We start from the raw sequence: 21117 nt of genomic DNA on the forward strand, positions 1-21117 counted from the left end.
GCTCAGGCCTTCAGCGGCTCGACGGTGACGATGCGGAAGGTCTGCATCTCGCCGTCCTGCTCGGTGACGGAGAGATATTCGCCCGATTTGAATTCGTGGCGGTCGAGCTTGAAGAAGGGTTCGTCCGCCTCCGGCGTCGAGAGGTCGTAGTCGATCGCCCAGCCGCGGCCGATATGACGCAACTGACCCTTCTGATCGGGCTCGCCCTGCCAGAAGCGGCGTACGACGCATTCCTTCGCATGCGCCTTCCAGGCATCCGGATCGAGCTTCATCGATGCATCGAGCGGCACGACAAGGTCGTAACCATGCGCCGGCGAGCCGTTGGGATATTCTTCGTTGCGGGCGAGAGTCATGTGGACGCGATAAAGGGTCATGGGGCTTCCGTTTTTCTTTCCTGCGTTCCGGCGATGCGCGTCAATGCGCCATCAGCACGGGGATGGTGGCGTGCGAGCGGATGTGTTGCGTCACACCGCCGATGATGAATTCAAGCAGACGGCTGTGACTATAGCCACCCATCACCAGAAGATCGGTCTTTGATTTTTCGGCGGTTTCGAGCAGAACCTCGCCGGCCGCGCGCCCCTGCGCATCGACCAGGTGCACATCCGCCACCACGCCATGCAGCGCCAGGTAGTCGGCCAGCGTCGAGCCGGGGCCCGGATCGAGCTCCTTGCTGCCGACGCAAAGAATCGTCACCTTGCGCGCCTTTTCGAGGAAGGGGATGGCTGCCGTCACCGCCCGTGCGGCCTCGGCGCTCTCGTCCCAGGCAATGGCCACGGCGCCGCCGACCGGTGCGTGGGTTGCCTTCGGCGCGATCAGCACAGGACGGCCCGCACTCATCATCGCCGCTTCCAGTGCGGTGCCGCCGGCAATGCCGGTGGCACTTTCGCCGAAGACAATCAGGTCGGACAACCGGCTGTGTGCGGCGACAACCTCGTCGCGGCGGCCGGTGACATCGAGGAAACGAACCGAGGGCAGCGGCGGCTCTGCACCCTTGCCGACCAGCGGAAAGCCCGCCTTCGCCGCCGCGTCTGTCAGCATCTGGCGAACACGGGCCGAGGCTTCGTCGGCACCCTCGCGCGCAGCCTGCAGCAGATCCTCGATCACCTGACCCGATACGCCGTCGCCGAGATAGGGCAGGGCTTCGGTCGGATCCGGCCGCGCGAACAGCGCGACGATCTGCGCGCTGAAGGCGCCCGCCATCGAAAGTGCCGTGCCGAGCACCTCATTGTCCGACGGCCGGCCGGCAAGCGGCACCAGAATTTTCTTCACGGACATGATCAGTCTCCCTGTTTCGCGGGTGAAGATGCGGGGCGCGGCTCACGCTCGGCACCGAGAAGAAGCATTGGACAACCGGCGGCTGCCGAAAGACGTGCCGCATCCTCATCGTCGCCCAGCCATGCCGCATTTACAATCAGCAGGCCGATGCCGGCAGCCTTTGCCGCGGCCGCAATGTCGGCCGGACTGCGTCCCCGTGCATCAAGGCGGCGGAACGGCACGCCGATGCGGGCGGCCAGCGTTTCGGCAAAGGCGGTGCAGCTCTCGCCGGGGCTCGTGCCCTCATCCACTGAAGCGATGCAGCGGCGGGCGATGCCTGCCGGCGCGGAAGCAGCCGCGAAGGCGCCCTTCAGGCCGACCCCGCGCGCGACCAGCAGGACATCGGCATGCGCATCCAGCGTCGCGGCGCGCACGGTGCGGCCGACCTCCCCCGATGGGGCCGAGGCCGAACGGATCACAAGCGTATCGTCTGCCCTTGCGCCGGCAGCGATCGAGGAGAGCGGCCGGCCACGCCTCACATCGAAACTCCAGTCGACATGGGCCTCCGCGGCAACACGGGCCAGCACGCGGCGCGCGCTCTCGGCCTGGGCGCGCATGGCGCGCAGCATCCGTTCGGGATCGAGTTCACGCACCTGACCCGAAAACGAAACCTCGCGCGCAAAAGGCAGGCTCGAAAGTGCCAGCAGATTTTCGTCCTCGACGAAAATGCCCTTGAGACGCGCATCCATGGAGGCCGCCAACCGTGCGGCCAGCGACAAGGCATCGCGGGTCAGGAACGACGTATCGAGCCCTATGACAACGCGCGTTTCGGCCGCACCTTCCATCTGTGCCAGCGCGCTTGCTTGATTTTGCTCGCGGGCGGCCATCATGCCCCCCTCTTGCCATTGTCGTCGGATCGCTGGGCGAAACGGCGTTGATTGTCGGCAAAGGCCGCCAATCGGTCTTCGGTGCGAGCATAGATGGTGCCCGGCGGAAAGTGCCCGTCCGGACCGCGCACACCGGCCGGCGCCCCCATCAGCAACTCGACTCCCTCTTCCACATGCTCGATGGGATAGATTGCGAACATGCCGCGCTCCACCGCATCCACGACGTCCTGCCGGACCATCAGGTGCTTCACATTGGCGGCCGGAATCAGCACGCCCTGATCGCCGGTCAGGCCGCGGCGCATGCAGATATCGAAGAAACCTTCGATCTTGTCGTTGACGCCGCCGATCGCCTGCACTTCACCCAGCTGGTTGACCGAACCGGTGACGGCAAGACCTTGCGCTATCGGCGCCTCGGCCAGCGCAGAGATCAGCGCATAGAGTTCGGCGGACGAAGCGCTGTCGCCGTCAACACCGCCATAGGATTGTTCGAAGACGATGCTGGCGCTCATCGACAGCGGAATTTCCGGCAGGAACTGACCCGAGAGGTATCCCGACAGGATCAGAACGCCCTTGGTGTGGATCGGACCGCCCAGCGCAACCTCGCGCTCGATATCCATGACGCGGGCGCTGCCAAGACCCATCCGGACACGTGCCGTGATCCGGCTTGGACGGCCGAACGATACGCTGCCCATCGACAAAACCGAGAGCCCGTTGACCTGCCCGATACGTTCGCCCTCCGTATCGATCATGATGATGTCGCGGGTGATCATTTCGAGACTGCGTTCGCGCAGGCGATCGGCACGGCCGATCTGCGCGTCGACGGCACTGTCGACATGGGATGCCGACATCGCAATCGCGCCCTCGCTGCGAGCGATGTGGTCGGCCTCGCGCAAAAGATCGACGATGGGCCGCAAAACCGTGGTCAGCTTCTCGGCATCTTCGGCCATTCGCGCCGAACGTTCAACGACGCGGCCGACGCCCGAACGGTCGAGCGGCAACAGGTTTTCCTCGCGGCAAAAGCCCGCCAGCAAACGTGCGTAGAGCAACTCATTGTCCGGTTCACGGTCGATTTCGTCCTCGAAATCGGCGGCGACCTTGAACAGCTCACCGAAATCCGGATCGAGATTGCTCAGCATGTAATAGAGATAACGATCGCCGAGCAGCACGATCTTTATGTCGAGCGGAATCGGATCGGGCTCCAGCGTCACGGTGCTGATCAGGCTCAGATACTCGCCCGCACTTTCGATGACCACCTTGCGGCGACGGATGGCTCGCTTCAATGCTTCCCACGCCAAGGGCTCACGCAGCAGCTTCAGTGCATCGATCAGCAGGTATCCGCCATTGGCACGATGGAGAGACCCCGACTTGATCAGCATGAAATCGGTGACCAGCGCCCCCATCTGGGGCATGTGTTCGACACGGCCGAGCAGATTGGCCATGGTGGGGTGATCTTCATAGAGGATCGGCGCGCCGCCGCCGATATAGCCGCCCGCATCGGCCAGATCCTGCGCCTTGAGCGTCGCAGAGCCGTGCTGGCGGGCGCTTTCGCTGTTTTCGACCACGATGTTGACATCGTAGCGGCGAAAGGGATCGCTCGACGGCAGGCCGCCGCCCTGCCCCTGCGTCAGCGCCTGGAGGGCCAGCATTGCCTGAGGTGCCTGAGTGGACTCACCGCCGGCAAACATGCCGATATTCTCGATCAGATCGGCTTTCACTGCGTCGAGCCATTTCTTGACCGGCGCCACGCCATCAAAAAAGGTGCGAAGCTCGCGCATGGCGCGTTCGACCTCGCGCTCGGCAACCTCGCGATTGAGCGCCTGGATGCGCTGGCGGTGTTCCTTCTGCCAGCCCGGAATCTGCTCGACGGTGTCGGCGAGCTCCTTCTGGAGGGACTGGATCACGCCCTCAATACGCTTGCGCTCGTCCTCAGGCAGCTTGTTGAACTCATCCGGCTTCAGCACATTGCCGTCATGCACCGGTGCCAGCGCAAAACCGGCCGGCGTCCGCAGGAGCGCAATCTCCTCCGCTTCCGCGTGGGTTCGCAGATCCTCGAAAGCCCGCTCCTGCTGTTCCTGATACTCTTCATCGATCGACTGGCGACGGTTCTGATATTCCTCGCTTTCGATGATCGCCGGCATGGTTGCCTTGAGATCGTCGACGAGGTGGGCCATGCCCTCCTTCAGCGTCCGCCCGGTGCCGGCGCCGAGTTCCAGCGCTACCGGTTTGTGCGCCGTGTCGAAATTGTTGACATAGACCCAGTCGGATGGCGCACGCTGACGCAGCGCCACACCAGACAGAAAGCGCAAGACGGCCTCGTGCTTGCCGGCGCCGTCGGGGCCGAGTACGAAGAGATTGTAGCCCTGCCGGCGGATGCTCGCGCCGAAGCGCAGCGCTTCCAGCACGCGCTCCTGGCCGACAAGGCCGCCGTGATCCTCCAGCTCGGCCGTGGTCGCAAAGTCAAACTGGGCGAGATCGCAGGCGCGATAGAGGAGGTCCGCCGGGACGGGATCGACTGCCATACTTCTGTCTTCTTCCCTGCCGCGTCTTTTGTCGCCGCGCGGCGCTCTTTCAGCATATCCGCAGTTGGATCATGGACAAAGCCCCACGCGGTACAAGCTTGCATCACCGAAGTCGGGTGCGGCAGATGCGCCCGTTCCCGGCCTAGCGGATGTCGACAAGCCGGGCGGCGCGCCCTAAGTTTCGCCTCCCCAATCCCAATGCGAGGCCGTCATGGCGATGCCGAGAACCCGTTCCGGAAAGGCCGGCCCCCGCAATACGCCGCGCGCATGGCAAAGGATGCTCAGCGGGCGCCGGCTCGACCTGCTCGATCCTTCGCCGCTCGATGTCGAGATCGAGGATATCGCGCACGGACTGGCGCGCGTTGCCCGCTGGAACGGGCAGACCGGCGGCGACCATGCATTTACGGTCGCCGAGCATTGCGTGCTGGTGGACGACATCTGCGCCCGCTTCCGGCCCGGCTGGCCGGCAAAGTGGCGCCTCGCGGCGTTGCTGCATGACGCGCCGGAATATGTAATCGGCGACATGATCAGTCCGTTCAAGGCCGCGCTCGGCATCGACTACAAGGCGTTCGAGCATCGCCTTGCGGCTGCGATTCACATGCGTTTCGGCCTGCCGAAAGAACTACCGCAAAATGTCGAGGAATTGATCAAGCGCGCCGACGGAGCATCGGCCTTTCTCGAGGCGACCCAGATTGCCGGCTTTTCGGACGAGGAGGCTGCGCAGATTTTCGGGCGGCCGCGCGGCTTGACCCCGATCCCGATCATCCCCCTGCCGACGCGCAAGGCGCAGGCCCGGTTCATGGCCCGGTTTCGCCAGCTGACAGATGGCGATTGAACGCCTAAACGCCTGCGCTGCCTCGATTTCGGGCCGACTTTGCACAAAATTGTGTTATTCAGGACGCATGATCGATTCAGGCCTTTTTCGTCAGCGGACACGCCAGCGATGATCTATGTCAGTCCCCTCAGCGCCGTCGCGGATGCGATCGAATCCGTGCGGCCCTCGCATCTTGTCAGCCTGCTCGATCCCGAAACCATGATCGGCACACCGCGCGGCATCGAACCTGCGCGACATCTGCGCCTCGGCGTCAACGACATCGCCGCGCCGCTTGACGATCTCGTTCCACCGGGCATCGCGCATGTTTCGGCCCTGATCGAATTCGTGCGCGGCTGGGACCAGCAGAATCCGCTTCTGGTTCATTGCTGGGCCGGGATCAGCCGGTCGTCGGCAGCGGCCTTCATTGCGCTCTGCACGCTCAATGAAGATCATCCTGAAGCCGATCTGGCCCGGCTGGTTCGCGCGCGCGGCGCACATGCGCATCCCAACCGGCTGATGGTTCAAGTCGCCGATGAATTGCTGGCGCGGCAGGGGCGGATGTCGGCGGCGGTCGAGGCGTTGGGGCCGGGACGTGCCGTCTGGGAAGGCGAGATATTCTCAGTGCCAATTCGTCCGTATACGGATTGATGGACCGGGACATGGCAAGAGTACCGGGAACAGGGTCCTCCCAATCTGGCGCCGAGGCCGAGATGCGCGCCGACAAGGCGGTGGTGATCGGCCTCAATGCGGCCATCGTCACCGTGTCGGACGATCATCCGAAAATTCTTGTTGTGCCGCACGAGGAAACCGATGGGGCCAGCGGCTGGGACGCCCTGCCCTTCGGGCCGTTCAGTCCGATGCGGCACCGTACGCTCGAGATCGGCCTGCGGTCCTGGGTGCAAGAGCAAACGCAGCTTGAACTCGGTTATGTCGAACAGCTCTACACGTTCGGCGACCGGGGACGTCACTCGCTCGACACCGATATGTCCGGAGAACATGTCGTCTCGGTCGGTTATCTCGCTCTGACGCGCGGATATGACGAAACACTAAAGGGCGCGGCGTGGCGCGACTGGTATCAGTATTTCCCCTGGGAGGACTGGCGCGAGGGCAAACCGCCGATCATCGATCAGGCGATCGTGCCGCTCCTGCGCGAATGGGCAGGACGGCAATCGGAGGCACCGCCGGAAGAGCTTGCCCGCGGCAAGCGCCGTGACCGCATGCGACTCTGTTTCGGCGTGGATGGCGTTGCCTGGGACGATGAAAAGACGCTTGAACGTTATGAGCTTCTCTACAGCGCCGGGTTGCTGCAGGAAGCCGCGCGCGACGGCCGTCCCAATGCGCGCGGCTTGACGGGCAAACATGCGCCCAATCTCGGGCGCCCGATGCAGTTCGACCACCGGCGCATTCTCGCCACCGCCATGGGCCGGCTGCGCGCCAAGACCAAATACCGGCCGGTGGCATTCGAACTGATGCCGCCAAGCTTCACGCTTTACGAATTGCAGAAGACGGTCGAGGCGCTGCTCGGCCTGCATGTCCACAAGCAGAATTTTCGTCGTCTGGTCGAGAATGCCGGCCTTGTGGAGCGCACCGGGCGCATGTCGACGCGAACCGGGGGACGGCCGGCCGAGCAGTTTCGCTTCCGCCGCGAGGTGCTCAATGAGCGCCCTGCGCCGGGCCTCAAGCTCGCCCCGTCGCGGAGCCGGGCGAACAGCTGAAGCGTGGCCCCGGACCACCGATCTCCTCTTTCCGATTGAAATCGCAGGCTTCGGCACCATTATAAATGGCTGTTGACGTATCTAATGCTCAGTCGTAGCATAACCTCGATTGAGGGCCCGGCATCCCTTCAGACGAGAAGATGGAAGCCGGTGTTTTTGGTACCCAATATATGCTCATTATGAGTATATATTGCAGCAGGATGGAGGCCGACATGGCCCTTGCAGGCGACATCAGGAAGTCGGGCGCGAGCCGGACAGCGGCACACGGTTTCAAGCCGCTTGAGATGCCCGAACTCGAGTACACGCCGGGCCTGGCCAAGGAAATGGCGCCGCTCTACGAGAAGGTGAAGAACGTCATTCCGTCGATCGAATGGCCCTTCTTCGCGCCCTATATCCACGCCATCAACAGGCTCAAGAAGGAACGGAATGCGGTTGTTCTGGCGCATAACTATCAGACCCCCGAAATCTTCCACTGCGTCTCCGACATCGCCGGCGACAGCCTGCAACTTGCCAAGGAAGCGGCCAAGGTCGATGCCGATGTGATCGTGCAGTGCGGCGTGCACTTCATGGCCGAGACCTCGAAGCTGCTCAATCCTGAAAAGACGGTTCTCATTCCCGATTCCAGAGCCGGTTGCTCGCTGGCCGATTCGATTACCGGTGCCGATGTCCGGCTTCTGCGCGAAACCTATCCGGGCGTACCGATCGTCACCTATGTCAACACCTCGGCCGAGGTGAAGGCCGAAAGCGACATCTGCTGCACCTCCTCCAACGCGCTGAAGATCGTCGAAAGCTTCGGCACCGACCGGGTGCTCTGCATCCCCGACGAGTTTCTGGCCATGAACATCGCGAAGCAGACCAAGGTCAAGGTGCTGACCTGGAAGGGTCATTGCGAGGTGCATGAACGCTTCACAGCGGAGGAGCTGCGTCAGTATCGCCGCGACGATCCCAACGTGGTCATCATTGCGCATCCCGAATGCCCGCCCGACGTGGTCGAGGAGGCCGATTTTTCCGGCTCGACCTCCGGCATGATCAACTGGGTCAAGGAACACCAGCCGAAGCGCGTCGTCATGGTGACGGAATGCTCGATGAGCGACAATGTCGCCGTCGAGAATCCAAATGTCGAATTCGTCCGGCCCTGCAATCTCTGCCCGCATATGAAGCGGATCACGCTCCCGAAGATTCTCGAGAGCCTTGTCTATATGCGTGAGGAAGTGACGGTCGATCCGTCGGTCGCGGCGCGGGCGCGCCTTGCGGTCGAGCGGATGATCAATCTCGGCAACTGATCCTTTCGGGAGCGCCCATATGGCTCACGGCAACATTGTCGATGCGGGTGACGTCCTGATCGTCGGGGCGGGGCTTGCGGGTCTGTTCACGGCATTGAAACTCGCACCCCGTCCGGTGACGGTGCTGGCAGGCGCACCGATCGGCGACGGCGCCTCGAGCGCTTGGGCGCAGGGTGGAATCGCGGCTGCCATCGAACCGGGCGATACACCGGAATCCCATGCCGCCGACACGATCACGGCCGGGGCCGGCACCGTCGATGAAGAGGCCGCCCTATCGATCGCGCGCGAAGCGGCCATCCGCATCGAGGATCTGCTCCGGCTCGGCGTCCCTTTCGACCGCGATCTCGAAGGGCATCTGGCGGTCGGCCGCGAGGCCGCACACAGTCACCGCCGCATCGTGCATGTGAAGGGTGACCAGGCCGGCAAGGCGATCATGCAGGCGCTGGTCGCCGCAGTGCGCGCAGCACCCTCGATCCGCGTGATGGAAGGCCTGTCGGCCTATGAGCTTGCCATCGAGGACGGTCGCGCCGTCGGCGTTTTTGCGCGCCCCGCGCATGCGGCGGTTGCACCGCAGCCGCTGCTGATCAAGGCACGCGCGCTGGTGCTGGCATCGGGCGGTGTCGGCCAGCTATTCGCGGTTACCACCAATCCGCTGCAGGCGCGTGGCGAAGGCGTCGCCATGGCGGCGCGCGCCGGCGCACTGATCGCCGATCCCGAATTCGTGCAGTTCCATCCGACCGCGATTGCCGGCCCGCAGGACCCCGCGCCGCTCGTCACCGAAGCCCTGCGCGGCGAAGGGGCAATCCTCGTCGATGGGACCGGCCGCCGTTTCATGCCGGCCATTCACGCCGATGCGGAACTCGGACCGCGCGACATCGTGGCGCGCGCCATCTTCCGTGAAATCGAGGCCGGCCGCGGCGCCTTCCTCGACACGCGCGCGGCACTGGGCGCGCGGTTTCCGGAAGCCTTCCCGACGGTCTACAAGAGCTGTCTTGCGCTTGGTATCGACCCGGTGCATCAGCCGATCCCGGTCGCGCCGGCCGCGCATTATCATATGGGTGGCATTCACGTCGACGCGCGCGGGCGCAGCAGCATCGAAGGCCTGTGGGCCTGTGGCGAGGTCGCTTCCACCGGCATGCATGGTGCCAACCGGCTGGCCAGCAACTCGCTGCTCGAGGCCATCGTCTTCGGGGCACGCATCGCGGCCGATATCGAGGATGCCGTGCCGGCGGGCCGGCCCGGCGATCATATTCAGCCGCCCGTTCTCGCTTCGGCGCATGCGCTGGAGGCGCCGATGGTGGCGCAGCTCCGCCGGATCATGACCGCGCATGTCGGCGTCGAGCGCAACGGCGCGGGACTGGCCGTCGCGCTTGGCGAGATTGCCCGCCTCGAACGTGCGGCCGGTCCTGCCAGTCTGTTCGGCAACATCGCGACAACCGCCAAGCTGATCGCCGCCGCCGCCTTTGCACGCGAAGAAAGCCGGGGCGGCCATTACCGCAGCGACTTCACGAGCGCCCGTGCGCCCTGGCGTCACCGCACCTTCATCACGCTCAAGGAAGCCTCGCGCATCGCCGATGCGGCGATCGCCGAGGCCCCTGCTGCCAGCGAGCTGGCCGCAAAGGCTGGCGCATGAACATTCATCTCGAACCCCTGCCCGCGCTGATGATCGAGCCTGCGGTGCGTGCGGCCCTCGTCGAGGATCTCGGCCGGGCCGGCGACATCACGACCATGGCGACGGTGCCGACCGCAGCGACGGCGCGGGTGCTGATCAATGCCCGGCAGCCCGGACGCGTGGCGGGGCTCGACTGCGCCCGCATGGCCTTTCGTCTTGTCGAACCCGCGCTCAAGGTGGCTGTGCTGAAAGGCGACGGATCGGATGTCGAGCCCGGCGAGACCATCGCCGCCATCGAAGGGCCGGCACGCGGCATCCTGACCGCCGAGCGTGTGGCGCTGAACTTCCTCGGCCACATGTCGGGCATCGCGACGGCGACGCGCGAGATCGCACGCGTCATCGAGGGGACCCGGGCGCATGTCTGCTGTACGCGCAAGACGACGCCCGGCCTGCGGATTTTCGAGAAATATGCGGTGCGGGCCGGCGGCGGCATGAACCATCGTTTCGGGCTCGACGATGCCGTGCTGATCAAGGATAACCACATCGCCATGTCGGGCGGCGTCGCCGCCGCCATCCGGCGCGCCAGGAACGCCAGCGGCCACATGGTCAAGATCGAAGTCGAGGTCGACACGCTCGACCAGCTTGACGACGCATTGGCAGAAGGCGTCGACGCAGTGCTGCTCGACAACATGACACCCGAAACCCTCGCCGAGGCGGTGCGCCGCATCGGCGGCCGCGCCATTGCGGAGGCGTCGGGCCGCGTCACGATCGAGACGGCGCCCGCCATCGCGGCGGCCGGTGTCGACCTGATCTCCTGCGGCTGGATCACGCATTCGGCTCCCTGCCTCGATATCGGCCTCGATTTCGACCGACTGACGGCCTCCTAGACCGCAGCGCCCTTTGCGGCTTCCCCGGACCCGGAAACCGGACTACGGTCCATAAAAATCCGAAATGCAAACCGGGAAACATCATGGGACAGGCGAACGGGCGGCAATGCATCTTCATCACCGGCGCGGCATCGGGCATGGGACTCGAAACGGCACGGCTTTTCCATGCGAAAGGCTGGTTCGTCGGCGGCTATGACGTCAACGGCGTCGGGCTCGTGGCACTCGAGAAGGAGCTCGGAGCGGAGAACTGCATCGTCCGCAAGCTCGATGTGACCGACAAGTCGGCCTATGACCATGCCGTCGCCACGTTCGGCGAGGCGACCGGCGGCCAGATGGACATCCTGTTCAACAATGCCGGCATCGGCAGGGGCGGTCTTTTCGAGCAGATGCCCTTCGAGGACATCATGGCCGTGGTCAACGTCAATTTCATCGGCGTGCTGAACGGCATTCACGCGGCGCTGCCGCTGCTGAAAGCGACCAGGAACGCGCTCTGCTTCACCACCTCGTCGTCCTCGGCCACCTACGGCATGCCGGGCATCGCCGTCTATTCGGCGACCAAGCATGCGGTGAAGGGGCTGACGGAGGCGCTCTCGATCGAATTCCGGCTGATCGGGGTACGCGCCGCCGACGTTCTGCCGGGATTGATCGACACGCCGATCCTGCCGCCGGGCACGGTCGAGAACGCGCCGAAGGAAGGCATGTTCCGCGCCATTCCGCCAGTCGAGGTCGCCAATGTCGTGTGGGAGGCCTATGGCTCTGACCAGCTGCACTGGTATGTGCCGCCGGAACTCGCCGAGCTCGACAAGATGGCCGGCAATGCACCTGAACTCGTGCGCGACCAGATCGCCGGTTCCGGCCCGCTGGCGCCGCTGCTCAAGGAAATGGAAGCCGCAGCGAAAGGCTGAACCTTACGAGCGCTTTTCGCGGTTTGGCTTGCTGTAGAAAATGTGACGGCCGATCTTTGCCACCTCGATCATGCTGGCCGCCCAATAGGGCTGCACATAATCGGCGTGGTAGAACATCGCCGGACCGACATCGGCATCGTCGAGACGGCCCATCGTCACATATTCCGCCGTGCGCATCGACTTGGCCCAGGCGCGGCGTTCGTTCGGCACCTTGCTGAGCGTCCGATCGCAGGTGAACGAGAACTGGCAGCCCGTGTTGCGGCTGGCGCCCTGATAGACGACGCCGCAGATGGTGTCGGGGTAGTTTTTCGAACCGACGCGGTTGAGGATCACCCGGGCCACCGCCTGCTGGCCGCGAGCCGACTCGCCGCGCGCCTCGAAATAGATGCCGATGGCCAGGCAGCGGCGCTCTTCCTCGAGCATGCGCGCCTTGACCTGCAACAGCGGCGTATCGACATCCATCGGCCGGCCATTGGCCGGCAGGATCAGGCTTGCCTGCTGGAATTCGGCATCGAGAAACGGCATCTCTTCACTGAAGGCACCGGCCAGATCGCGGCCATGGACCGGCGCGAAGGCCATCATCGGCGCATCATCGGCGCGGGCCTCGATCACGGGTGCGGGGGTGGTCATGGCGTTCAGCACGGTCGCCGATACGGCGCCCAGGCACACAACACCGAAAGCGGTGTAGGCAACCCCGGAAAAGACATGGCCCAGATCGAGCCAATCGAAGAGTCTACGCATCGTTCTCTAAACCGTCTGCTTTGTTGTTCATTCAGATCCCGGGACTGCGCCCCTCTTCGGAGGCTTCGGTCCGGTTCCGTTTCGGGAACCTTGCAAGATCCACGGACAGCACCGCTATACGTGCCAGAGCCCGATGCCGCTTCGACACCTGGGCAATTTCCTTACACACTCATCAGCCGACGGGAGTTAACACGGGCATTTCGGGGTCACAATGTCATAGTTGCCACATCGTTAGCGGAAACGCCTATGTCATTGTCAGAAAACGGGTTTTCAGGTGCGACAAATCGCACCGACGCATGCGTGCGCACATGTCCGATTCCATAATCGCGGTTAAGACAGGCATTCTAGCCGCGACTCAAAGCTTAACGAAACTGACGCAATTTCGTCACATTCGTTAATCTTCCGTACACGATTGAATCCCGAAACGGGACCGTCCGTTTACAGATCTTTCAGGCCGTGCTGCCTTCGGCGCCGGCCGTGGGGCCGGCGTGGAGAGCCGCCTGGGCGGCCGCGAGGCGGGCGATCGGCACCCGGTAGGGCGAGCAGGAGACATAGGTCAGGCCCACCTCCTCGCAAAAGCCGATCGAGGCCGGATCGCCGCCATGTTCGCCGCAGATGCCGAGCTTGATGTCGGGCCGCGCGGCGCGACCGCGCTCGGCCGCGATGCGCACCAGCTCCCCGACGCCCTCGCGGTCCAGCGAGACAAAGGGATCCTGCAGCAGAATCTTCTTGCCCAGATAGTCGTTCATGAACTGGGCGGCATCGTCGCGGCTGATACCGAAGGTGGTCTGTGTCAGATCATTGGTGCCGAAGGAAAAGAACTCGGCGGATTCGGCAATCTCGCGCGCCATCAGCGCCGCCCGCGGTAGTTCGATCATGGTGCCGACGTGATAGCGCAGGCTGACGCCCTGCTCCTTCTCGACCTCGGCCGCGACGGCAAGAATGCGCGCCTTCAGGAAGTCGAGCTCGGTCTTCATCGCGACCAGCGGAATCATGATTTCGGGGATCACCGGCGCGCCGGTTTCCTTTGCCGCCAGCAATGCGCCTTCGAAAATCGCGCGCGCCTGCATCTCGTAGATTTCCGGAAAGGAGATGCCGAGGCGGCAGCCGCGATGACCGAGCATCGGATTGGTTTCAGCCAGTTCGGCAAGACGCCGCACCAGCTTGTCGGCCGGCATGCCGGTGTCGGCCGATACCTGCGCGATCTCGGCCTCGCCTTTCGGCAGGAATTCATGCAGCGGCGGGTCGAGCAGGCGGATCGTGACCGGCAGGCCGTGCATGATCTCGAACAATTGCCGGAAATCGTCGCGCTGCATCGGCAGAATCCTGTCGAGCGGCGCGCGCCGACCCCTGGCATCGTCGGCCAGGATCATCTGGCGCACGGCGACGATGCGATCCTCGTCGAAGAACATGTGCTCGGTGCGGCACAGGCCGATCCCTTCGGCGCCGAACTTGCGCGCCGTTTCCGCGTCATGCGGCGTCTCTGCATTGGTGCGCACTTCCATGCGGCGATACTTGTCGGCCCAGCCCATCAGCGTGGCGAAATCGCCGGAGAGCTCGGGCTGCAATGTCGGGATTTCGCCCTTGAGGATCTGTCCGGTCGAACCATCGACCGTGATGATATCGCCCTTCTTCACGGTAACGCCCGCGGCGGTGAAGCTTTCCGACTTGTAGTCGATGCGGATCGTGCCGGCCCCCGACACGCAAGGCCGGCCCATGCCGCGCGCCACGACTGCGGCATGGCTCGTCATGCCGCCGCGCGTCGTCAGGATCGCGACGGCCGAATGCATGCCGTTGATGTCTTCCGGACTCGTCTCGACGCGCACCAGCACGACATTGCGGCCGATCTGACGCAGCGATGCCGCCTCCTCCGAATTGAACACGACTTCGCCCGAAGCCGCGCCGGGCGAAGCCGGCAGGCCGGTTGCCAGCACGTCGCGTGGCGCTTCCGGATCGAGTGTCGGATGCAGAAGCTGATCGAGCGAGGCGGGATCGACACGGGCAATCGCCGTCTTTTCCTCGATCAGTCCTTCGCCGACCATTTCGACAGCGATCTTCAACGCCGCCTTCGCCGTGCGCTTGCCGGCGCGGGTCTGCAGCATCCAGAGCTTGCCGTCCTGCACCGTGAACTCGACATCCTGCATGTCGGCATAATGCTTTTCGAGACGGTCGAAGACGGCGGCGAGTTCGGCAAAGGCCTTCGGCATCACCTCTTCCATCGAGGGCTTCTTGTCGTTGGCGGCGGCGCGCGCCTCTTTCGTCAGGCTTTGCGGCGTGCGGATGCCGGCCACCACATCCTCGCCCTGCGCATTGACCAGGAACTCGCCGTAATAGTCCTTGGCGCCTGTCGAGGGATTGCGCGTGAAGGCGACGCCGGTTGCCGAAGTCTCGCCCATATTGCCAAAGACCATGGCCTGGATGTTGACCGCGGTGCCCCAGCTTTCGGGAATGCCGTGCAGACGGCGATAGGTTTCGGCGCGGCGGTTGCGCCAGGAACCGAACACCGCCGAGATCGCTCCCCAGAGCTGTTCGTTGACGTCCTGCGGGAAGGGCCGCCCGAGCTCCTGCTCGACGCGCGCCTTGTAGAGCGTGACGATGCCCTTCCAGTCGTCGGCCGAAAGTTCCGTGTCGAGCGAAAATTCCTGCTCTTCCTTGAAATATTCGAGGATCTCCTCGAAATTGTGATGCTCGACGCCCAGCACCACGTCGGAATACATGGCGATGAAGCGGCGGTAGCTGTCATAGGCAAAGCGTTCGTCGCCGGAGCGCGCGGCCAGCCCCGCCGCCGTGTCGTCATTGAGGCCCAGATTCAGCACCGTGTCCATCATGCCCGGCATCGAGGCGCGGGCACCGGACCGCACCGAAACCAGCAGCGGGTTCTTCGCATCGCCGAAGGTCGCACCCATCACGCGGCCGATCTCGGCAACCGCCGCCTCGACCTGCGGCTTCAGGCTTTCCGGAAAGGCACGGTCGTTTTCATAGAAGGCGGTGCAGACTTCGGTGGTGATGGTGAAGCCCGGCGGAACCGGCAGGCCGATATTCGACATCTCGGCCAGATTGGCGCCCTTGCCGCCCAGCAGGTCGCGCAGGTTCGCGCCACCTTCCGCCTTGCCGTCGCCGAAGGAATAGACCCACTTCTTCTCTGTCATCGCACTTGCCTTTGTTGAGGCCATCGATGAGGGACTAGCCCTCGACCTTCGAGAAATCCGCGACCTCGTGCAGGGCCGCGCGAATCTGCGCCAGAAGCTTCAAACGGTTCGCGCGTGTGGCCGCGTCATCGGCGTTCACCGTGACCTTGTCGAAGAAGGAATCGACCGGTGCGCGCAATTTCGCCAGTGCCGACATGGCGGCGGCGAAATCCTCGCGCGCAATGGCATGCGTCGCCTCGGCACGGGCTTCCTCGATGCGGTCGAACAGCGCGCGCTCCTCGTCCTGCGTGAACAACGCCGGATCGGGCAGGCCGCCATAGGTCGCCTCGTCCTTCTTCTCCTCGATATTGAGGATGTTGTTGGCGCGCTTGTAGCCGGCCAGCAGGTTCGTGCCGTCCTCGGTACCGAGAAAATCCGACAGCGCCTCGACACGCTTGACGATCAGAACAAGATCGTCCTGGACCTGTCCCATCTCATTGAGCGCAAAGACCGCATCGACCAGATCGTGCCGCGCACCGCGATCACGCAGATAGACCTTCAGGCGATCGGCGAAAAAGACCAGCAGATCCGGCCCCTTCGCCTCGACCAGCGTCAGCAGATTGATGCGGATGCCGCTTTCGAGAACGATCCGGATGACCCCCAGCGCCGCGCGGCGCAGCGCAAAGGGATCCTTCGAGCCGGTCGGCTTTTCATCGATGGCCCAGAAGCCCCATAGCGTGTCGATCTTGTCGGCAAGCGCCACGACCCGGCCCAGCGGCGACGAAGGCACATTGTCGGCCGGTCCGAGCGGCGCATAATGTTCGGCAATGGCCTGCGCGATATCGTCGCCGAGGCCGTCATTGCGGGCGTAGTAGGCGCCCATCACACCCTGCAGTTCGGGAAACTCGCCGACCATGCCACTGGTCAGATCGGCCTTGGCGAGACGGCCGGCGCGTTCCGCCCTGTTCGGATCGACGCCCGGCACCAGCGTCGCCAGTTCGCGCGCGAGATCGGCAATCCGCTCGGCCTTCTGGCGCACGGTGCCAAGCCTTGCATGGAAGACAACCTCCTCCAGCTTCGGCAAGCGGCCTTCGAGCGTCTGGCGGCAATCCTGATCCCAGAGAAAACGGGCATCGGCGAAACGGGCGCGCAGCACGCGCTCATTGCCGTTGACGATGGCCCTGCCGCCGTCTTCCGCTTCGAGATTGGCGACGACGATGAAACGGTTGCTGAGATTTCCGGCCTTGTCGAGACAGGCAAAATATTTCTGGTTGGCACGCATGGTGCTGGTCAGCACTTCCTGCGGTACCGACATGAATTCATCGTCGATGCGGCCGATCAACGGCACCGGCCATTCGACCAGGCCGGCAACTTCATGGAGCAGCGCCTCGTCTTCCTTCAGCGTCAGGCCTTCGGCTTCGGCCAGCGCCTTTGCGCCCGCATGGATGAAATGCGCGCGCTTTTGCGGATCGAGCACGACCTTGGCGTCGAGCAGCTTCATTTCACAATCGGCGAAGTCCTTCACAGCGAAAGCATCGGGGGCCATGAAGCGGTGGCCGCGCGTCATGTTGCCGGATTTGATGCCGTCGATCTCGAAGGCGACCGTCTTGCCGCCGAGGATGCAGAGCACCGAATGCAAAGGCCGCACCCAGCGCAAGCTGCCGGCGCCCCAGCGCATCGATTTCGGCCAGGGGAAGGCGCGGATGACGGCGGGCACGATTTCGGCAATCAGCGCGGCGGTGTCGCGGCCCTTCTTCTCGGTAACGGCGACATAGAAGGCGCCCTTCTTGTCTTCCTGCACCGTTGCCTGATCGATGCTTGCGAGACCGGCCGCGCGCAAGAAGCCGTCGATCGCCTGTTGCGGCGCGCCGACTTTCGGGCCCTTGCGTTCCTCTTTCACATCCGGCGTCTTCTCGGGCAGGCCGTCGATCACCAGCGTCAGGCGCCGCGGCGTCGCGAAGGCGCGCGCGTTCTGTCCTTCGACACCTGCTTCCTTCAGCGCATCGGTCACGAGACGCACGAGGTCCTCCCCCGCGCGCTTCTGCATCCGCGCCGGAATTTCCTCGGAGAAGAGTTCGAGAAGAAGCTCGCTCATTCGGCGCCCCCGGCCGGCGTCTTCAGCCAGGCTTCGGCGCAGGCTTTCGCCAATGCACGGACACGGCCGATATAGGCCTGGCGCTCGGTGACCGAGATCACGCCGCGCGCATCGAGCAGGTTGAAATTATGGCTCGCCTTGATGACCTGGTCATAGGCCGGCAACGGCAGCGGCTTGTCGCGATCGAGCAGCGCGGCGCATTCCTTCTCCGCGTCCTCGAAATGGCGGAACAGCATTTCGGTGTTCGCCGCCTCGAAATTGTGCGCGGAATATTCGACCTCCGCCTGATGGAAGACGTCGCCATAGGTGACGCGGTCGGCACCCTCGGCTCCGTTGAAGTCGAGCTCATAGCCATTGTCGACGCCCTGAATATACATGGCGAGGCGTTCGAGACCGTAGGTCAGTTCGCCGGAAACGGGCGCGCAGTCGAAGCCGCCGACCTGCTGAAAATAAGTAAACTGCGACACTTCCATGCCGTCGCACCAGACTTCCCAGCCCAGTCCCCAGGCGCCGAGCGTCGGGCTTTCCCAGTCGTCCTCGACGAAGCGGATATCGTGGCTCTTCGCGTCGATGCCGAGTTCCCGGAGGCTCTCCAGATAAAGCTCCTGCAGATTGTCGGGGTTCGGCTTCAGGATCACCTGAAACTGGTAGTAATGCTGGAAACGGTTGGGGTTCTCGCCATAGCGCCCATCGGTCGGACGGCGCGAGGGCTGCACATAGGCCGCCTTCCAGGGCTTCGGTCCGAGCGCCCTCAGCGTGGTCGCCGGGTGAAACGTGCCTGCACCCATCGACATATCATAGGGCTGCAGGATCACGCAGCCCTGCCTGGCCCAGAAGGCCTGCAGCTTCAGGATCAGGGACTGGAAGGAATGGTCGGGCTTCGCCGTCATTTTGGCCTGTCGCGTGTCGCGCCTCGTGCCCCTTGCGGGCGGCGGGCGCCGCCGCTCAAAGGCGCGCGCAAGTTAGCCTTGGCCCCGGTGAGGGTCAAGCAAACGGACCGCCCGCGGCCTCAATGGACAACCGCCGGTCAAGTCACGGTAATCGCTAGAAAATCAGATGTCGCGGCGGCTGTGATCCGGGACATAGGTGCCGTCGCCCCGGTCGCGCAGCGTGCCAAGGTCGCGCGGTTCCACGCGCGTCCGCGACTGCGCGCGGGCAAAAGCCTGCCGCTGACGCTCGACCGAGCGCTGCAGCGCCCGATAGGCGGCATAGAAGGCCAGAATGAAAACGGCCGCGAAAACGATCTTGGTCATTGAATGGACCCTTTCGAATCCGCCGGGGAACGGCCCCGGCTGACAGCATTAAAGGCCAAAACGGCTCCAAAGGGAACGCCTCTCGGCCGCGGCAATCAGTCCGTCGGCCAGCCCCGCTCCCATTTCGGCGGCAAACCCGCCGCCGATGGCCGGAAAAGAGGCCCCGAGCCGGCTGGCAATGCCGCCGCCCGGCCGCCACCAGGGCACCCGCGCGACGACCAGGCGCAGTTTGACCTTGTCGCCATAGAGGTCGCGCATATGCGAGCGCAGATCGGCCAGGCCATCGACGAGGCCGCGCGACAGCGCGCCCGCGCCGGCCCAGAACTCGCCCGAAAAGATGGCCGGATCATCGGCTTTCAGGCGTTCGCCGCGCGCCTTCTTCACCAGTGCCTTGAAGTTCTCGTGAACTTCCTCCTGCAACGCCTTGAGGCGGGCCACCTCGTCGGGCTTTTCGGGCTGGAAAGGATCGAGCATCGCCTTGCTCTCGCCGGCCGTGTGCACACGGCGCTCGACGCCGAGCTTTTCGATCAGCCCGGTGAAGCCGAAGCCCGCCGAAACGACACCGATCGAACCGATGACGGAGCTTTCGTCGGCATAGATCTCGTCGGCCGCACAGGCGATCATGTAGCCACCCGACGCCGCCACATCCTCGGCGAAGGCATAGACCGGCAGACTCTTTTCTTCGGCCAGTTGCCGGATGCGCTTGTAGATCAGCGAGGATTGCACAGGCGAACCGCCGGGCGAGTTGATGACCAGCGCCACCGCCTTCGCATTCTTCATCGCGAACGCCGCCTCGAGCGCCGGCGCGACGGCCGCAAGGTTCAGGCCGCCACGGATCGGCTGACTCGGGCCGATGATGCCGGCCAGCCGCACCACGGCGACGACCGGCCGCGGCGCCCAGTCGGGCGCGACGCGTTTGCGGAGGGGAGCGGGAAGAAACGGCGCAACGAGGTTTTTCATGGTGTTCCAGATAGGGGCACTTTGCGGCAACAGCAAGGCTGTTTCAGCCTAGGCGGGCTGATCGAGGAGCAAGGCCTCACCACCGCGCAGAATCGCTTCGGCGCGCTCGGTGAAACGGCCATCGCGCCCATGCAGCACCAGGCCCGGACGGATCACGAGCGGCGCCTTCGAATCGCGCTGACCACGGACGATGATCCGCGACGCCGCCTTGCCGGCTGCGGGCCAGAGCGGGAAGATCTCGATACCACCGAGGTGCCCGGTCATGGTGGCCAGAAGTTCGGCCAGTGCATCGGCACGATGGATGAAGGTGACCGTGCCTTTGGGGCGCGCCATGGTGCAGCAGAAGCGTACCCAGTCATCGAGATCGGAGCCGAGGGTCAGATGGGCCTGTGCCTTTCCAGCATCGGGCGATGCGGGATTGCTCACGGGATCGTGATAGGGCGGGTTGGCGAAGACGTGATGCCAGCCATTGGGCTCAAGGCCCAGCGCCGCGAGGTCGCGCGGCGAGAGGCCGATATCGCCTTCGAGAATCGACACGCGCCCGGCCATGCCGTTGCGCTCGATATTTCTTCCGGCGAGTTCGACGAGTGTCGGCTGCAGCTCGAGCCCCGCAACCTCGATGCCGGGCACGCGCGCCGCAAGACAGAGGCTTGCAACGCCGACGCCGACGCCGGCTTCCAGCACGCGCTCGCCATCCCGCGCCGGCACCGAGGCTGCCAGCAGCACCGCGTCGAGCCCGGCGCGATAGCCCTTTCCGGGCTGCAGCAGTTTCAGCCGGTTGCCCAGAAAACCGTCGTCGGTGGTCGAAAGTTCGATCTCGTCTGCCGTGCTGCCGCTCATCCTTCCCGCCTTACTTCGTCGAGAATTCGCTGTGCCCTGTCGTAGTCCTCGTCGGCCACCATGATACGCTGGGGCAGGATGCCGAGCGAGCGTTGCATATGCGCATCCATGCCGAAGCTTTCGACGCCGGCCTCCGCCAGACGGTGTGTCAGATATGAAATAAGGACCTGGTCGCCGGTTCTGATCAGTTCTTTCATCTCGTCTCCGCTGCGATTTGCCTGCTT

At 64.2% G+C, this 21117-nt stretch carries 19 protein-coding genes; 7 read left to right on the plus strand and 12 right to left on the minus strand.

Features of this window, described 5'->3' with window-relative positions:
* Positions 1-2: 2 nt before the first annotated feature.
* Genes AAC071_RS09465 through AAC071_RS09480 form a run of 4 tightly spaced genes read right to left on the minus strand, consistent with a single transcriptional unit; the run spans position 3 to position 4660 of the window.
* Positions 3-374 carry a hypothetical protein gene (locus AAC071_RS09465; RefSeq protein WP_339832005.1) on the minus strand — a complete coding sequence of 124 codons (372 nt, stop codon included), beginning with the start codon at positions 372-374 and terminating at the stop codon, positions 3-5.
* 40 nt (positions 375-414) lie between these two features.
* Positions 415-1275: a universal stress protein gene (locus AAC071_RS09470; RefSeq protein WP_339832007.1), complete on the minus strand. Its 861-nt coding sequence runs from the start codon at positions 1273-1275 to the stop codon at positions 415-417.
* Between the two features lie 2 nt (positions 1276-1277).
* Positions 1278-2144, minus strand: a complete 867-nt coding sequence (locus AAC071_RS09475) for a hypothetical protein (protein ID WP_339832009.1) — start codon at positions 2142-2144, stop codon at positions 1278-1280.
* The gene (locus AAC071_RS09480; protein WP_339832011.1) at positions 2141-4660 is read right to left on the minus strand and encodes an AAA family ATPase; all 2520 of its coding nucleotides are present in this window, start codon (positions 4658-4660) and stop codon (positions 2141-2143) included. Before AAC071_RS09480 ends, AAC071_RS09475 begins: the two co-directional genes overlap by 4 nt.
* A 217-nt stretch (positions 4661-4877) precedes the next feature.
* Between AAC071_RS09480 and AAC071_RS09485 the strand changes: the two genes are divergently transcribed.
* The 7 genes from AAC071_RS09485 (at position 4878) to AAC071_RS09515 (ending at position 11876) form a co-directional block, all read left to right on the plus strand.
* On the plus strand, positions 4878-5495 hold the full coding sequence (locus AAC071_RS09485) for an HD family hydrolase (RefSeq protein WP_339832161.1): 618 nt from the start codon (positions 4878-4880) through the stop codon (positions 5493-5495).
* Between the two features lie 108 nt (positions 5496-5603).
* Positions 5604-6122, plus strand: a complete 519-nt coding sequence (locus tag AAC071_RS09490; RefSeq protein WP_339832013.1) for a protein-tyrosine phosphatase family protein — start codon at positions 5604-5606, stop codon at positions 6120-6122.
* A gap of 62 nt (positions 6123-6184) precedes the next feature.
* Positions 6185-7189, plus strand: coding sequence for an NAD regulator (locus AAC071_RS09495; protein WP_339832164.1), 1005 nt, complete (start codon positions 6185-6187; stop codon positions 7187-7189).
* Positions 7190-7401: 212 nt separating this feature from the next.
* On the plus strand, positions 7402-8472 hold the full coding sequence (nadA, locus tag AAC071_RS09500) for a quinolinate synthase NadA (RefSeq protein ID WP_339832015.1): 1071 nt from the start codon (positions 7402-7404) through the stop codon (positions 8470-8472).
* Between the two features lie 19 nt (positions 8473-8491).
* Entirely contained in the window at positions 8492-10105 is a 1614-nt protein-coding gene (locus AAC071_RS09505) for an L-aspartate oxidase (protein WP_339832016.1), read from the plus strand.
* Positions 10102-10971: a carboxylating nicotinate-nucleotide diphosphorylase gene (gene nadC, locus AAC071_RS09510; RefSeq protein WP_339832017.1), complete on the plus strand. Its 870-nt coding sequence runs from the start codon at positions 10102-10104 to the stop codon at positions 10969-10971. Before AAC071_RS09505 ends, nadC begins: the two co-directional genes overlap by 4 nt.
* 83 nt (positions 10972-11054) lie before the next feature.
* A complete protein-coding gene (locus AAC071_RS09515) occupies positions 11055-11876 on the plus strand; it encodes an SDR family oxidoreductase (RefSeq protein WP_339832018.1) in 822 nt (273 codons plus the stop codon).
* A gap of 3 nt (positions 11877-11879) precedes the next feature.
* On the opposite strand, the gene AAC071_RS09520 is transcribed toward AAC071_RS09515, so the two are convergent.
* The 8 genes from AAC071_RS09520 to AAC071_RS09555 form a co-directional block, all read right to left on the minus strand.
* A complete protein-coding gene (locus AAC071_RS09520; RefSeq protein WP_339832019.1) occupies positions 11880-12617 on the minus strand; it encodes a cell wall hydrolase in 738 nt (245 codons plus the stop codon).
* A gap of 449 nt (positions 12618-13066) precedes the next feature.
* Positions 13067-15766, minus strand: coding sequence for a pyruvate, phosphate dikinase (gene ppdK, locus AAC071_RS09525; RefSeq protein ID WP_339832021.1), 2700 nt, complete (start codon positions 15764-15766; stop codon positions 13067-13069).
* Positions 15767-15800: 34 nt separating this feature from the next.
* A complete protein-coding gene (glyS, locus tag AAC071_RS09530; RefSeq protein ID WP_339832024.1) occupies positions 15801-17840 on the minus strand; it encodes a glycine--tRNA ligase subunit beta in 2040 nt (679 codons plus the stop codon).
* Positions 17837-18730, minus strand: a complete 894-nt coding sequence (locus AAC071_RS09535; RefSeq protein WP_339832026.1) for a glycine--tRNA ligase subunit alpha — start codon at positions 18728-18730, stop codon at positions 17837-17839. The genes glyS and AAC071_RS09535 overlap by 4 nt, the downstream gene beginning before the upstream one ends.
* Positions 18731-18892: 162 nt before the next feature.
* The gene (locus AAC071_RS09540; RefSeq protein WP_339832028.1) at positions 18893-19093 is read right to left on the minus strand and encodes a hypothetical protein; all 201 of its coding nucleotides are present in this window, start codon (positions 19091-19093) and stop codon (positions 18893-18895) included.
* A gap of 48 nt (positions 19094-19141) precedes the next feature.
* Complete coding sequence (locus tag AAC071_RS09545; protein ID WP_339832030.1) at positions 19142-20053, minus strand: S49 family peptidase; 912 nt, start codon at positions 20051-20053, stop codon at positions 19142-19144.
* 48 nt (positions 20054-20101) lie between these two features.
* Positions 20102-20893, minus strand: a complete 792-nt coding sequence (locus tag AAC071_RS09550) for a methyltransferase (protein WP_339832032.1) — start codon at positions 20891-20893, stop codon at positions 20102-20104.
* Entirely contained in the window at positions 20890-21090 is a 201-nt protein-coding gene (locus AAC071_RS09555) for a DUF2007 domain-containing protein (protein ID WP_339832034.1), read from the minus strand. Before AAC071_RS09555 ends, AAC071_RS09550 begins: the two co-directional genes overlap by 4 nt.
* Positions 21091-21117: the final 27 nt, after the last annotated feature.

The organism is uncultured Parvibaculum sp., from assembly GCF_963975745.1.
In the GTDB taxonomy this organism is placed as follows: domain Bacteria; phylum Pseudomonadota; class Alphaproteobacteria; order Parvibaculales; family Parvibaculaceae; genus Parvibaculum.